The following is a 15,547-nucleotide window of genomic DNA, read 5'->3' as shown; positions in this document are numbered from 1 at the left end:
GGCGACCATAGTCCAAATGACGTTATATCGAAACGCGCCGGCCGTTTGTCTGCGGCATGGCACACGTTGAACACCTCGGGGCCGGCACACCCGGTATACGCTCGGCCCACCACACCGCGCCAATCGCCGCCGAAGATGCGGACGCCGCCAATATGGGCGGCTTATCCGACAGGCGCCGCCAACAGAAACGAGAAGCGTATGCCTGACGAATTAATGCACATCTCCGAAGGTTACGGCAAGATCGACGGCCGCTGCGCGGACCGGCGCGAGGACATCAAGAAGCGGATCTCGGGGCACCGGCCCGGCGCCCGCCTGCCGAAGGTGACCTACGACGCGGAGGAGAACGCCCTCTGGGAGACGGTGATCAGCCGGCTCCACAAGATCCATCCCACGACCGCCTGCCACCGCTACATCCAGGCGGCGGACCGCCTGGTGCTCCCGCTGGACCGCGTCCCCGACCTGCAGACCGTCTCCGACGAGCTCCGCGACCACACGGGCTTCCAGCTGCTCCCGGCCGGAGACCTCGTCCCGCCCAAGGACTTCTACTGCGGCTTCACCGACAGCTACTTCTACAGCACCATGTACATGCGCTGCCCCGCGGTGCCGTTCTACAGTCCCGACCCCGACGTCCTGCACGAACTCGTCGGCCATGCCGTCATGCTCACCGACCCCCTCTTCGCCGACCTCTACCGGCTCTTCGGCGAGGCGGTCTCGCGGGCCCGGACCGGCGAGCAGATCGACCAGATCAGCAAGGTCTTCTGGTTCACGATGGAGACCGGCCTCGTCCGGGAATCGGGAAACCTGCGCGCCTACGGTGCGGCGCTCCTCTCCTCGGCCGGCGAACTGGAAGGCATGGACGAGGTCAGCCTGACGCAGTTCTCCATCGACAAGATGCTGCGCCAGCCGTACGACATCTACCAGTACCAGCATGTGCTGTTCGTGGTGGACTCCATCGACGTCCTCGCTCGCGAGATCCGCGGTTTCCTCGGCGACCTGCTGAGCGCCGGCGCCTGACCGCGCCCGACCGCGCCGTTTCACTCGTCCGGATCGGCCAATGCGGCGGCGTCGCCACCGAGCTCTATCTGCAGGCTGCTCATGCCCTGCAGGAAATTGGAATAGAGATAACGCTCCGGCGCCGTCTGCCGCATGCCGACGGCCGCGACGCGCAACGCGTCCAGCATCGCCGTTATCTCCGCCCGTCCCAGGTAGCCGCCGAGGCAGAAATGGCGGGCGTACCCGAGCGCCACGTGCTTGTTCGGCGCCCTGCCGAGGTCGAACCGGCCCGGATCGGGGAACACGGCCTCGTCCCGGTTGGCGGACGCGAACCACAGGGTGACCAGGTCGCCGGCCGCGATGCGCTTGCCGCCCAGCGTCGTGTCCGCGAGCGCGGTCCGGCCGAAGTGCATCGTGGGAGTCGTCCAGCGGAGCACCTCCTCGCACGCCGCCTCCGGGGTCACGGCACCGCTCTTGAGGGCCTCCCACTGGTCCGGGTTGTCCATCAGCGCCTTGACCGCGCCGATGATCGCGAGGCGGTTGGTCCCGTCTCCGCCCATGACGAGGCTGTAGCAGTTGAGGATGATCGTGATGTCGTCGAGCCGCTTGCCGCCCACCTCACCGGTCGCCATCAGGCTGATGGGATCCGACCCCAGGGACTTGCGGCGCTCCGCCACCAGGCCGGAGAAGTAGATCAGGATCTCCCGCCGCGCCGCGGGGTCCTCCCCGCTCTGCGATTCGTAGTCCAAGGACAGCGCCGACTTGGTCAGCTTGAAGACGTACTGCCGGTCGCCGGCCGGAACGTCCAGCAGGTCGCAGATCGTCTCCAGCGGCAGAACCGAGGCGATGTCCCGGGCGACGTCGCAGCCGCCCCGCTCGATCGCCTCCGCGAGCAGGCGGCGCGCGGTCCGGCGGACCCGGTGCACGACGGGTTCCAGGACACGCGGGGCGAACGCCTTGAGCAGCAGCTTGCGCAGCTCGGTGTGGTACTCGCCGTCGGACACGGCCAGCATCCGCCCGCCGCCCGAATCGCCCCCGTTCAGCATGGTGGCGAGGACGTTGCCCTTCTCCGACGTGTACACGGTGTCGTCACGGAGCACGTCGAGCACGTCCGCGTAACGGCTCACCACCCAGAAGCCCGGACCGTAGTCGCTTTCCGGATGCCAGTGCACCGGATCCCGCTCCCGCAGCCCGCGCCAGATCTCGTCCATGTCGTGCGCGGCGAACGTCCGCGGATCCGCGAGATTCGGCACGGCAACGCCTGCAATATCGGCCATAGTGTTTCCCGCTCAGTTCTTGTTGAGAAATTCGATGATGGCGTCGTTGACCTCGGCGGGACGCTCCAGGTAACCCGAGTGCCCGCCGCCGGCGATCTCCACGAAGTCGCAGTCCGGAATGGCGTCGGCCACCTCCGCGCCCAGATGCGGCGGTGTGATCAGATCGTCCGCGAACGCGATCACCCGGCACGGAGCCGTTATCGCGCGCAGGGCGGCCCTCCGGTCCGCGCCGGTCTCGATCCACGCCTGGCCCGGCGCGGTGCCGTTCGGAGCGGCCAGCCGGTACGCCCCGAGCCACGGCGAGACCGCGGCGTCGTCGTTCAGGGTCGCCGGGGAGAGCATCTGCAGGGCGGTCATGGCCGCCTGGTGGTCGGCGGGCGGCGCGGTCCCGCTCGCGAGGACCGCCCGTTCCGCCCTCTCCAGCGCCGCCCGGACCGTGTCGGAGCGCGACTTCGTCGATATCAGGACCGCGCAGCGGACGAGGTGCGGCCAGCGGATCGCGAGCTCCTGCGCGATCATGGCCCCGAGCGAGGCCCCGACGATCCGGCACGGTGCCGCCTGCAACGCCTCGATGACGCCTTTCGTGTCGGCCACCAGATCGTCGATGGAGTACGCGCCCGGGGGGACGTCGGACGGCGGGATCCCGCGGTTGTCGAGGGTGATGGCCTGGTAGCCGGCGCCGACCAGCGCGGGTGTCTGGTGCATGGTCCACACCCGCCCGGCCGCCGCCTGGCCCATGATCAGCAGCACCCGCTCGCCGCGGCCGTGCCGCTCGTAGCAGAGCCGGATTCCGTTGGTGTACACGTACGGCATGGCGGGCCCGCACTCCCTACCAGCGGATCTCGTGCTGCCCGTACAGGTGGTCGGCCTTGACTCCGTTGTCGGCGCACCAGTTCATGAACTCCGCCACCTGCTTGAGCTGGAAGGAGTCCTCGTTGTAGCTGGTCGCCATCACGTGCCCGACCAGCCAGTCCTCCTCCCCCATGGCGTACACGTAGGCCTCGTCGGCCCCGAGCTCGGTGACGATGGCGCCGGCCTGCTCGGCGTTGGAGCCGGACATCGTCCGCGAGTCGCTCATCTTCTTGGTCATCGGGCGGGTCAGCAGGGCCTGGTAGACCCACGTCAGCGGGGCGCCCGCGCACTCCATCCCGAGGAAGGCGACGTCGACCGGGCCCACGTGGGCGCGGATGTTCCGGTAGAGCGCGGGGTCGATGCCGGACGAGTCCGCGCCGACGAAGACCGTCCGCCCGCCCAGCCGCACGCAGTAGGTGCTCTTCGCGCGGATGTCCAGGTCGGCGTGCTCGCCCAGGAAGGGCGTCGCGATGACGCTCCCCCCGGGGAAGTCCACCTGCGCGTAGTCGTCCACCTCGACCACCGGCAGGCCGAGGCGGGTCAGGTAGAGCGCGAGGGACGGATCGCTCAGGTTGCCGCGCGAGGACCGCGGCACCACCACGGTGCCGACCCGGCCGCGCAGCTGCATCAGCGTCTCGGGGACGACATGGTCCTGGTGCCCGTGGGTGAGCAGCACGAGATCGATGTGGTCCGGCAGGTCGCGGTAGGTGTAGCGGCCGGCCGCCGTGCTGTCGGCGCTGACCCAGGGGTCGGTGACGACCGCGGCCTCGGGCGTCTGCATCACCAGGCTGGCATGCCCGAAGTAGCGGATCCGCGCTCCGTCGTCGACATGCCTGCTCGGCGCCAGGTCCGGCGCGTCGCACAGCAGCCCGGCCAGGAAGGCGCTCTGCTCGTCGTCGAGCTCCAGCGCGTCGCGGAGCCGGCCGAGCGTCGTGGGGGCGAGCCGGGCGCCGAACAGCTCTTCCAGGCCGGGGTGCCGGAACGGGAGATGGAGGTCGAGCACGTCCGGCCCCGGGAGCCGCGGCGTGCTCATGATGAAGGGCCGCTCGATCCCCGTCTCGATGGACAGCTGCACCGACTGGCGGTCCTCGTCGTACAGCTCGCTGGAGTACACGACGGGTTCGAGATAGCGGAGCTGCGCCTGGTTGTTGGTGTCGTACGCCACCTCCACCAGGCCGGAGAGGTCCGCCGGCAGCTTCGGGTACAGCGGCGTCAGGTCGAATCCCGTCGCCTGCTGGCGCACCATCTCCTCGGCGTCGGACACGGCCTCGGCGAAGCGGAGCATCGCGGCCCGGTCGCGTTTGATCGACGCCAGCAGGTCGCGGACCTCGCCGCTGCGCTCCTCGTCGATGTTGACGAAGAATCCGCCCCTCATTTCCGGGTCCCTGCTGCTGTTGATATGGACCTTCGGCGCCTGCAGATACGCTTCCAGCATCGGCACCTGAAGATAGGCGAGGTTCATCGACGCCTGCACCGGCGCCAGCGTGTTCAGGGAAACGTAAAACCTGTCCACCAGCGGTTCGATGATGACGTTCGGCCGGAGAAACCTCGGCTCATTCTCCATCTGCGCTCCAGTCGTTTACCAACGGCTTTCGGGTCGCCGATCGACGCGGCAATATCATCACACGCGCCCGGGCCGGCCACTAAGCGTTTAACTGCGGCACCGCACCAGTTGCGAAGCGGTTTCCGGCTACCCGGCGCCGTGCGCCCGGGTGATCTCGGCGCTCAGCAGCGCGCCGATGGCCGCCGCGCCCTCGCCGCGGACCAGCGAGCCGTGCCTGCCGGGAACCTCCACGGTCTCCGGCTCGGCGCCCAGCATCGTCCCCCACTGCTCGATCACGAGCCGCTTCTCCTCCGGCGGGTCCTCGCGCGGGATCAGCAGCACCACCCGTCCGTCGTAGCGGTACTCGGGCCGGTGGTGGAGCAGGGCGCAGTAGTGCTCGAAGGCCACGCGGTAGGTCTGCATGGACCGCGCGCCCCTCAGGCCGTCCTTGTCACCGGCCCGGATCGCCACCGCGACCGGATCGTCCTTGGGACGGACCCGGAGGATCCGCTCCTCGACCGCCGCCGGGAGCCGGGTTCCGGGAGGGGCGTCGATGGTCTCGTCGATGGCGCGCAGGAGCCTGCGCTCCGCGCGGGTGAACGGGCGCTTCCTGACCCCGTCCGGCGGCGGCATGATCGGCGGCCCGATCAGGATCGCGCCCGCCACCCGCTCGCCCTTGGCGGCCGCCTGGCGCGCCATCTCGACGGCGACGTAGCAGCCGCCCGACCAGGACGTGAACAGGTACGGGCCGTCGGGCTGCAGCTGGAGCACGTCGCTCAGGTAGGCCGACGCCATCCGCTCCACCGAGCCGATCGGCCGTTCGCGGCCGGCCAGCCCGCGGCCGAGCAGCCCGTGGAACTGGTGGCCCTCGTCCAGGTGCCCGGCGACCTCGGCGTACGCCGCGACCTCCCCGGTCATGCCGTGGACGGCGAACACGGCCGGCTCGACCGTGCCGCTCCTGATCGGCACGGCGGAGCGCAGGTGCCGCTCCCTGGCCTTCAGCCGGGTGGCGGCCCCGGCGATCGTCGGATGGTCGAAGAACTCGCCGATGGCCAGTTCGTACCCGCCGGCGCGGATCCTGGAGACCACCTGGGGCACCAGCAGCGAGTGCCCGCCGAGTTCGAAGAAGTCGTCGTGCACGCCGACGCCTTCGGTGCCCAGGACCTCCGCCCAGATCCGGGCCAGCAGCTGCTCGGCGAAGCCGGTCGGCGCGACGTACTCCGCCACGTCCGGCCGATCGGCCTCGGGGGCCGGCAGCGCCGCCCGGTCGAGCTTCCCGTTCGCGGTCAGCGGCAGCGCGGCGACCTCGACGAACGCCGACGGGATCATGAACTCGGGCAGCTGGCCGCGGACCTGCTCCCGCAGCCGGCCGGCCGAGAGCGGGTGGTCCCCGTCCGCCGGGACGAGGTAGGCGACGAGCCGGCGGTTCGAGCCTTCGCCGAAGGCCAGCACGACCGCGGAGCGCACGCCGGGCTGGGCGGCGAGCACGGCCTCGATCTCGCCCGGCTCGATCCGGAACCCGCGCACCTTGACCTGGTCGTCGGCCCGGCCGAGGAACTCCAGGGTGCCGTCGGCGAGCCAGCGCACCCGGTCCCCGGTCCGGTACACGCGGGCGCCGTCGCCGCGGAACGGGTCGGCGACGAACCGCCCGGCCGTCAGCGCCGGCCGGCCGTGGTAGCCGCGGGCCAGCCCGGTGCCGCCGATGAGCAGCTCGCCGGGGACGCCCACGGGCACCGGGTTCATGCACCGGTCGACGACGTAACCGCGCATGTTGGCCATCGGGCGGCCGATCGGGACGACGCCGTCGGCGATGCCGGTGACCGCTCCCCAGGTGGCGAACGTGGTCCCCTCGGCCGGGCCGTAGAAGTGCAGCAGCCGGCCGGGGCGGCCCTCCGTCAGCATGCGCCGCACGTTCTCCGGATCCGCCGCCTCGCCGCCGAACAGCAGGTTCCTGACCTTGTTCAGGCCCTCGGGCGCCTGCGCCGCGAGCTGATGCAGCAGTGCGGTGATGAGGAAGACGACGGTCATCCCCTGCTGCCGGATCTGGGTGTTGAGCCGCCGCGGCAGCAGCAGCACGTCGCGGTCCACCCCGGCGAGCGTGGCGCCGCGGGCGAGCGCTCCCCAGATCTCGTAGACGGCCGCGTCGTAGGACGTGCTGGTGGTCTGCGCCACCACGTCGCCGGGCTCGATACCGGGGTAGTCCCCCGTCGCCAGGGCGATGATGTCCCGATGGGTCACGGCGATGCCCTTCGGGCGGCCGGTCGAGCCCGACGTGTACACGACGTACGCGAGCTGCCCGGCATGTCCCGCCGCCGGCCGGCCGCCGGCCGGGCACCGCCGGATCGCCGCCTCCGTCGCCGGATCGTCCAGCCGCAGGACGAGGGGCCCCGTGCCGTCGCCGGCGCCCGGCTCGAACCGGCCGCCGGACGTCACCAGCACCCGCGCGCCGCTGTCGGCGACCATGTACTCGAGCCGTCCCTGCGGGTAGTCCGGGTCCAGTGGCAGGTAGGCGCCGCCGGCCTGCCAGACCGCGAGCATCGCCGTCACCATGTCCAGGCCCCGCTCCAGGCACAGCCCAACCGTGGTCTCCGCCCCGACCCCCAGGCCGCGCAGGTAGGCGGCCAGCCGAGCCGACCGCTCCAGCAGCGCGCCGTACGTCAGCGCGGCCCCGCCGTACACGGCCGCGACCGTGTCCGGATGCCGGGCGGCGTGCCCGGCCACCAGCTCGTGTACCCCGCTCGCCGCGGGGACCGGCCGCTCCGCGCCGGTGCTCCACTCCGTGAGCCGGCGGCGCTCGTCCGGGGTCAGCGTCCGCAGCCGGGACAACGGCAGGTCCGCACCGTCGGCCAGCTCCCCCAGAAGCATCACCAAGTGGTCCACCACGCGGCTGATCAAGGCCGCGCTGAACAGCGTAGTGCTGTACTGGATCTCGCCGGTCAGGCCGCCGCCGGCGTCGCCGACCACGAGCGTCAGGTCGAACTTCACCGGAACGGCGCCGGCCCTGATGTCGGTCTCCCGGCCGGCCGTGTCGTGCGGATCGCCCGCGACATGGTTGAACATGACCTGGAACAGCGGGGTGCGGGAGCGGTCCCGAACGGTGACCAGCTCGTCCACCAGGCGCTCGAACGGCAGGTCCTGGTGGGCGTAGGCGTCCAGCGCCACCCGCCGCACCCGCCGCAGCACCTCGGTGAAGGCCGGGTCGCCGGCCAGGCTCGCCCGCATCACCAGCGTGTTCACGAAGAACCCGATGAGGCCCTCGCTCTCCGCCCGGTCCCGGTTCGCGACCGGCGTGCCCACCACGATGTCGTCCTGGCCGGTGTAGCGGCCCAGCAGCACCATGAACGCCGCCAGCAGCGTCATGAACATCGTCGCCCCGCCCTGGCCGGCCACCTCGCGCAGCCCGGCGGCCGTCTCCGGCGGCACGTCGAACCGGAGGAACGCCCCCGCCGAGGACCGCACCGGCAGCCGCGGCCGGTCGGCGGGCAGCTCCAGCACCGGCGCGCCCGACATCTGCGCACGCCAGTACGCCAGCTGGGACTCGAGCACCTCGCCGGACAGCCGGTCGCGCTGCCACACCGCGAAATCGGCGTACTGCACCGGCAGCGGCGGCAGCGGATCCGGCCGGCCCCGCCGCTGCGCCTCGTACAGCGCCGACAGCTCCCGCCGCAGGATCCGGCCGGACCAGTCGTCGAACAGCACATGGTGCACCGACAGCGCGAGCATGTGGCGCCCGCCGGCACGCCGCACCAGGCACGCCCGCACCAGCGGGCCGACCGCGAGGTCGAACGGCGCCCGGGAGTCCGCGGCCAGCAGCGCTTCGGCCTCCCGCCGCGGGTCCCGCGCGCCGGACACGTCGGCGACCGGCAGCGGGAACGGCGACGGCGGGTCGATGACCTGGAACGGGACCCCGTCCTGGCCCGCCACCAGCCGGGTCCGCAGCACCTCGTGCCGCGCCACCAGCGCGGTCAGCGCCGCGCCCAGTGCCGCGACGTCGAGGTCCTCGCCGAGCCGCACCGGCAGGGCGACCACGTACTCCGCCGAGCCCGGCTCCATCTGGTCGAGGAACCACAGCCGCTGCTGCGCGAACGACAACGGCAGCCGCCGGTCGCGGGCGACGGGCAGCACGGGCGGCGCGGACGGGCCCGCCGTCATCGCCCCGATCGCCGCGGCGAGCCCCGCGACCGTCGGGTGGTCGAACAGCTCCGCGAGCGGCACGCCGACGCCGAGCACCTCCCGTACCCGCGAGATCACCTGGATCGCCAGCAGGGAGTGCCCGCCCAGTTCGAAGAAGTTGTCCGCCGCCCCCACCCGGTCGAGCCCGAGCACCTGGGCCCAGATCCCGGCCAGCAGTTCCTCGGTCCGGGTCGCCGGCGCGACGAACTCGCTCGCCGTGTCGCGGGAGAGGTCGGGAGCCGGCAGCGCCCTGCGGTCCAGCTTCCCGTTCGGGGTCAGCGGCAGCGACGCCAGCTCGGTGAAGACCGTCGGCACCATGAACTCCGGCAGCCGGCCCGCCAGGAACTCGCGCAGCTCTCCCGCGGTCGGCACGGTGGAGGTCCCGGCGTCCGCCGCCGCGGCGGGCACCAGGTAGGCGGCCAGCCGCTGCCCGCCGGAAGCGTCCTCGGCCACGGCCACCACCGCGTCGCCGAGCGACGGGTGGTCCTTCAGCGCGGCCTCGATCTCCTCCGGCTCGATCCGGAACCCGCGGACCTTGACCTGGTCATCGGCCCGGCCGAGGAACTCCAGCACCCCGTCGGAGCGCCACCGCGCCCGGTCGCCGGTCCGGTAGAGCCGTCCGCCGTCGGCGGTGAACGGGTCGGCGACGAACCGTTCCGCGGTCAGCGCGGGCCGGCCCAGGTAGCCCCGCGCGACCCCGACGCCGCCGATGTACAGCTCCCCGGTGACGCCCGCCGGCACCGGCCCGCCGTCCGGGGCGAGCACGTACAGCCGGATGTTGTCCAAGGGCCGCCCGATCGGCACGCGGGCGTCCGGCTGGGCGTCCGGACCCACGGTGAACGACGAGACGTCGATCGTCGCCTCGGTCGGCCCGTACACGTTGTGCACGGGCACGCCGAGCCGTTCCGCCACCAGGGCCGTCACTTCCCGGGTCAGCTGCTCACCGCCGCACACGACCGCCCGCACCGAACGGGCCCGGGCGAGCGGCGGCTGCTCCGCGATCAGTTTCAGCACCGTCGGCACCACGGCCAGCACGGTCGCACCGCCCCTGGCCGCGACGCCGGCCAGCAGCTCCGCGTCGGCCCGGCCGCCGGACGGCGGCACCACGACCAGGCACCCGCCGGCCGCCAGCCCCGGGTGCAGCTCGATGCCGAACGCGTCGAAGCTCGGCGACGACGAGACGAGCATCCGGTCGCCCGGCCCCATCTCGAACCGCCGGCCGAACCAGCTCACGTAGTTGACCAGGGACCGGTGCTCGACCATCACACCCTTCGGCCGGCCGGTCGACCCCGAGGTGTAGATCAGGTAGGCGAGCTGCCCGGGGATCGGCCGGTCGCGCAGCGGCCTGGCGGGGCCGGCCGAGAGTTCCGCGCTGGTGCCCGGATCGTCCAGCCACACCGCGGCGACGCCCTCGGGGAGTCCCTCCGCCGCCAGCCCGGCCGCCGCGCCCCGGTCGCTCACCAGGACGCGCGCACCGCTGTCGGACAGCATGAAGGCCAGCCGCTCCGCCGGGTACGCCGGATCCAGCGGCAGGTACGCGCCGCCCGCCGCCCACACGGCCAGCACGGCCACCACGAGCTCCGGCCCGCGGTCCAGGCACAGCCCCACGACGGATTCCGGCCCGGCGCCGAGGCCGCGCAGGTGACCCGCCAGCCGCTCCGCCCGCGCGGCCAGCGCGGCATACGTGAGCGTCGCGTCCCCGGACACCACCGCCACGGCGTCCGGCCTCGCGGCGCATTGCCGGGCGACCATCTCGTGCACGCCCGCCTCCGCCGGCGCCGGCGTCGCCGTGTCGTTCCACGCGGTGAGCAGCTCGTCCCGTTCGCCCGCGGACAGCAGCGGCAGCTCCGACACCCGCCGCCCGTCGTCCGCCGCGATGCTCTCCAGCAGGACGGTGAGGTAGCCCGTCATCCGCTTGATCGTGGCCGCGTCGAACAGGACGGTGCTGTAGAGGATCTCGCCGAACAGCACCCCGTCGCCCTCGCTCATCGTGAGCGTCAGGTCGAACTTCACCGCGCGTTCGGCGGGCGCGCCGTCCTTGCCGCCGCCGCCCCGGCCGCGGCTGGGCCTCGCCCGGCCGCTGTCCGTCGTGCGGGTGACATAGGTGACCATCACCTGGAACAGCGCCGTCCGCGCCCGGTCCCGGTCGCCGGCCAGTTCGTCCACCAGCTGCTCGAACGGCAGGTCCTGGTGGGCGTAGGCGTCGAGCGCCATGGCCCGCACCCGGCCGAGGACCTCGCCGAACGACGGGTCCCCGCCCAGGTCGGCGCGCATCACGAGCGTGTTGACGAAGAACCCGATCAGGCCCTCGGTCTCGCCCCGCTCCCGGTTCGCCACCGGCGTCCCCGTCACCACGTCGTCCTGCCCGCAGTACCGGCCGAGCAGCACCATGACCGCCGACAGCCAGACCATGAACGTCGTCGCGGTCGCCTGCCGGGCGACCTCCGCGAGCCGCGCGGACACCTCGGCGGGGACGGTGAACTGCTCGGCGGCGCCCGCCGAGGAGCGGACCGCCGGCCGGGGCCGGTCGACCGGCAGTTCCATCGTCGGCGCGCCCGCCAGCTGGTCGCGCCAGTAGCCGAGCTGGGCCTCGAGGACGTCACCGGTCAGCCACTTGCGCTGCCACACCGCGAAGTCGGCGTACTGCACCGGCAGCGGCGGCAGCGGGTCCGGCTCCCCGGCGCGGAACGCCCGGTACAGCACCTCGAGCTCCCGGCGGAGCACCCGCTCCGACCACTCGTCGAACGCCACGTGGTGCACCGAGACGAGCAGGACGTGATCGTCCTTGGCCACCCGGACGAGGCACCCGCGGATCACCGGGCCCGCCGCCAGGTCGAAGGGCGCCTTCGCGTCCGCCATGACCAGAGCGAACGTCGCACCCGCCGTGTCGGCGGCGCCGGAGATGTCCGCCACCGGCAGCGAGAACGGCGACGGCGGGTCGATCTCCTGGTACGGCACTCCGTCCGGCCCTGCCAGCAGCCGGGTGCGCAGCGCTTCGTGGCGGCGCGTGATGGCGCCCAGCGCCGCGTCCAGCGCGCGCAGGTCGAGCGGCCCGCGCAGCCGGATCGCCGTCGGGACGTTGTACTCCACGGACTCCGGGTCGAGCTGTCCGAGGAACCACAGCCGCTGCTGCGCGAACGACAGCGGCAGCCGGCCGTCCCGCGGCACCGGCACCACCGGCGGCGCCGCCACGCCGGTGGCGGTGTCCTCGATCAGCGCGACGAGGCCGGCGACCGTCGGGTGGTCGAACAGCGACGCGACCGGAACCTCGGCGTCGAACACCTCCCGGATCCGGGAGATCAGCCGCGTCGCCAGGAGCGAGTGCCCGCCGAGCTCGAAGAAGTCGTCGTGGCCGCCGACGCGGTCGACGCCGAGGACCTGCGCCCAGACGCCCGCCATCAGCTCCTGCGCCGTGGTGGCCGGTGCCACGTAGGTGGCGCTCGGCTCCGGCCGAGCGGCCACGGTGACCGTCAGCGCGGCGCGGTCGATCTTGCCGTTGGGCGTCAGCGGGAGCGCGGCGAGCTCGGTGAACAGGGCGGGGATCATGTAGTCGGGCAGGTGCCGGGCGAGGTGCTCGCGCAGCTGGGCGGTGTCCGGGATGCCGGCCTCCGGGTCGGCGGGGACGAGCCAGGCGGCGAGGCGGCGCTCGGTGTGGTCGCCGTAGGTGGTGACGGCCGCGGTGGTGATGGCGGGATGTGCGGTCAGGACGGCTTCGATCTCGCCGGGTTCGATGCGGAACCCGCGGACCTTGACCTGCTCATCGGCCCGGCCGGTGAACTCCAACAACCCGTCAGCCCGCCACCGGGCCCGGTCCCCCGTCCGATACAGCCGCGACCCATCGTCAGCGAAGGGATCGGCGATGAACCGTTCGGCGGTCAATGCCGGACGCCCGTGATAGCCGAAGGCCAGCCCGGCACCACCGATGAACACCTCACCGCTCACCCCGGCCGGAACCAGACCAAGACGATCGTCCAGAACCCGCACCCGCGCGTTGTGCACCGGCGCCCCGATGGGCGGCACACCAGACGCGGCCGGGTCCAACGCGACGGTGGTGGTCATCACCGTGGCCTCGGTCGGGCCGTAGGTGTTCACCAACCGCACATGCCGCAACCACGCCTGAGACAACGGCTCGGTGAGCAGTTCCGCCCCTGTCAACACCGTCGCCAGGCCCGGCATCGCCCCTGGATCCACCACCGCCAGCAACGACGGAGTCACACTCATCGCCTGCACGCCCGCCGCCCGCATGAGTGCTGTCAGGCGGGCGGGTTCGGCACGCTGCGCCGCCTGCGCCACCACCAACGTCCCGCCACCGGCCAGGACGGCGGCGACGTCCAGTACCGCCGCGTCGAAACTGAACGAGGCGAACTGCAACACCCGCACGCCGGGACCAGCACCCAACACCGGTCCCACACCCGCCACCAGATTCGCCACCCCACCATGCCCGACCAGCACACCCTTGGGCCGCCCCGTCGACCCCGACGTATAGATCACATACGCCAACCCCCCACCAGCCCCGCCATCACGCACCACCGGGGACGCCGCAATAGCCGCCGCCGTCCCCGGGTCATCCAGGACCACGCGTTTCACCGCAGGGGGCACCGTCCCCAGCACGGCCGCCGACTCGGTCATCCCCACCACGACGTCAGCGCCGCTGTCGGCGAGCATGAACTCCAAACGATCCGCCGGATACCCCGGGTCCAACGGCACATACGCCGCTCCCGCCAGCCACGCCGCCAGCACGCCGACCACCATCTCCGCCCGGCGCGGCACACAAAGGCCCACGACCGACCCGGGAGCGACACCCAACCCCCGCAGATAGCCCGCCAGCCGCTCGGCCGTGCTCACCAACCGGCCATAAGTCAGACTTACGTCTCCGACGACCACCGCCACCGTGTCCGGCCGCACCCGGGCGTGACCCAGGACCGAACCCACCACACCCGACTCGACCGCAGCCTCACCACCAGCACCCCAACCCAGCAACTCCGCCCGCTCCCCCTCCGACACCACCCGCAACTCCGACAAACGCCGCTCCCCACCACCCCCGGCAACCCCCTCCAACAACACCCCCAAATGACCCACCAACCGCGCCACACTGCCCGCATCGAACAAAGCAGTGCTGTACTCCACCGCACCCGCCAGGCCACCGTCCGGACGGTCTTCCAGGGTCACCGACAGGTCGAATTTCACCGGCAGCGCACCATCGAGCCCGATGCTCGCCGGCTCGTTTCGGCCTTGGGCCCCACCTTGCGACACCGCGCGCGGGGCCGTGTCGGCGGCGTCGTACCCGAAGAACACCTGGAACAGGGGCGTCCGCGACCGGTCCCGTTCGGTGACCAGCTCGTCCACGAGCTGCTCGAACGGCAGGTCCTGGTGGGCGTAGGCGTCCAGCGCCGTGCCTCTGACCTGCTCCAGCAGCTCGGCGAATGTCGGGCCGCCGGACAGGTCCGCGCGCATCACCAGCGTGTTCACGAAGAACCCGATCAGACCCTCGGTCTCGGCCCGATCCCGGTTCGCCACCGGCGTCCCCACCACCACATCGTCCTGACCGGCATACCGCCCCAGCAGAACCATGAACGCCGACAGCACCGTCATGAACATCGTCGCGCCGCCCTCGCGCGCCACCGCGCGCAGCCCCTCGGCCATCTCCGCGGGGAAGGCGAATGCCTCAGCCGCCCCCACAGTGGACCGCACCGGCGGGCGGGGCCGGTCGGTCGGCAGGTCCAGCACCGGGATCCCGGCCAGCCGCTCCCGCCAGTACGCGAGCTGGCCTTCCAGCACCTCGCCGGTCAGCCAGCGCCGCTGCCACACCGCGAAATCCGCGTACTGCACCGGCAACGCCGGCAGCGGATCCGGCTCGCCCCGCCGGAACGCCTCGTACAGCGCGGCCAGCTCACGCCGGAAGATCCCCGCTGACCATTCATCGCTCACCACGTGATGCAGCGACAGCACCAGCACGTGCTCGTCGCCCGCCACTCGCACCAGGCACGCGCGGATCAGCGGCCCGGCCGCCAGGTCGAACGGCTCCACCGCATCCGCGCCCACCAGCAGGCCCGCCGCCTCGCGTGGGTCGGACGCGGCGGACACGTCGACCACCGGCAGCCAGAACGGCGACGGCGGATCGATCACCTGGAACGGCACCCCGTCCTCACCCGCCACCAGCCGCGTCCGCAGCACCTCATGGCGAGCCACCAGCGCCGACAACGCCGCCGTCAAAGCCCCCACGTCCACCGCCGCCGGCAACCGCAACGGCATCGGGACGTTGTACTCCACCGACCCCGGCTCCAGCCGATCCAGGAACCACAGGCGCTGTTGCGCGAAGGACAGCGGCAGCGGCTCGTCCCGCGGAACGGGCTCTATCGGCGGCACGACCGTACCGGCCGCCGCGTCCACCACCTCGGCCAACTGACCCAGCGTCGGAGCGTCGAACAGAGCCGACACCGCGATCTCGACCCCGAACATCGACCGGACCCGCGACACCACCCGAGTCGCCAACAGCGAGTGCGCCCCCAACTCAAAGAAATTGTCCTCCACCCCCACCCGCTCCACCTTCAACAACTCCGCCCAAATCCCCGCCAGCGCACGCTCGGTCTCCGACCGCGGCTCCACAAAAACGCGCCCCACCAACCGCCCCGCATCCGGCGCCGGCAGCGCAGCCCGATCCAACTTCCCATTACGGCTCAACGGGAACTCGGAGATCTCGGAGAAGTAG

General features: G+C 72.2%; 5 protein-coding genes (1 of these 5 running past the window's edge). 1 reads left to right on the top strand and 4 read right to left on the bottom strand.

Translation table 11 applies throughout. The features are described 5' to 3' along the window. Positions 1 to 198 precede the first annotated feature (198 nt). The gene (locus tag amrb99_RS20400) at positions 199 to 1,014 is read left to right on the top strand and encodes a phenylalanine 4-monooxygenase (RefSeq protein ID WP_190858220.1); all 816 of its coding nucleotides are present in this window, start codon (positions 199 to 201) and stop codon (positions 1,012 to 1,014) included. A gap of 20 nt (positions 1,015 to 1,034) precedes the next feature. Here the strand turns inward: amrb99_RS20400 and amrb99_RS53235 are convergent, their stop codons facing one another. The 4 genes from amrb99_RS53235 to amrb99_RS20380 form a co-directional block, all read right to left on the bottom strand. Further along, positions 1,035 to 2,246: a cytochrome P450 gene (locus amrb99_RS53235; protein ID WP_206700024.1), complete on the bottom strand. Its 1,212-nt coding sequence runs from the start codon at positions 2,244 to 2,246 to the stop codon at positions 1,035 to 1,037. Between the two features lie 36 nt (positions 2,247 to 2,282). Next, positions 2,283 to 3,083, bottom strand: a complete 801-nt coding sequence (locus tag amrb99_RS20390; RefSeq protein ID WP_190858216.1) for an alpha/beta hydrolase — start codon at positions 3,081 to 3,083, stop codon at positions 2,283 to 2,285. Positions 3,084 to 3,099: 16 nt separating this feature from the next. After that, entirely contained in the window at positions 3,100 to 4,686 is a 1,587-nt protein-coding gene (locus amrb99_RS20385; RefSeq protein ID WP_190858214.1) for an MBL fold metallo-hydrolase, read from the bottom strand. Between the two features lie 126 nt (positions 4,687 to 4,812). Further along, positions 4,813 to 15,547 carry the 3' end of a non-ribosomal peptide synthase/polyketide synthase gene (locus amrb99_RS20380; RefSeq protein WP_190858212.1) on the bottom strand. It continues 19,151 nt past the right edge of the window, so only the last 10,735 of its 29,886 coding nucleotides appear in the window; its start codon lies off the right edge, out of view; the stop codon is at positions 4,813 to 4,815.

It is taken from the genome of Actinomadura sp. RB99 (assembly GCF_014706005.1).
Taxonomy (GTDB): domain Bacteria; phylum Actinomycetota; class Actinomycetes; order Streptosporangiales; family Streptosporangiaceae; genus Spirillospora.
Note: the sequence above shows the minus strand (reverse complement) of the source record. Positions and strands in the feature narration are given on the sequence as shown.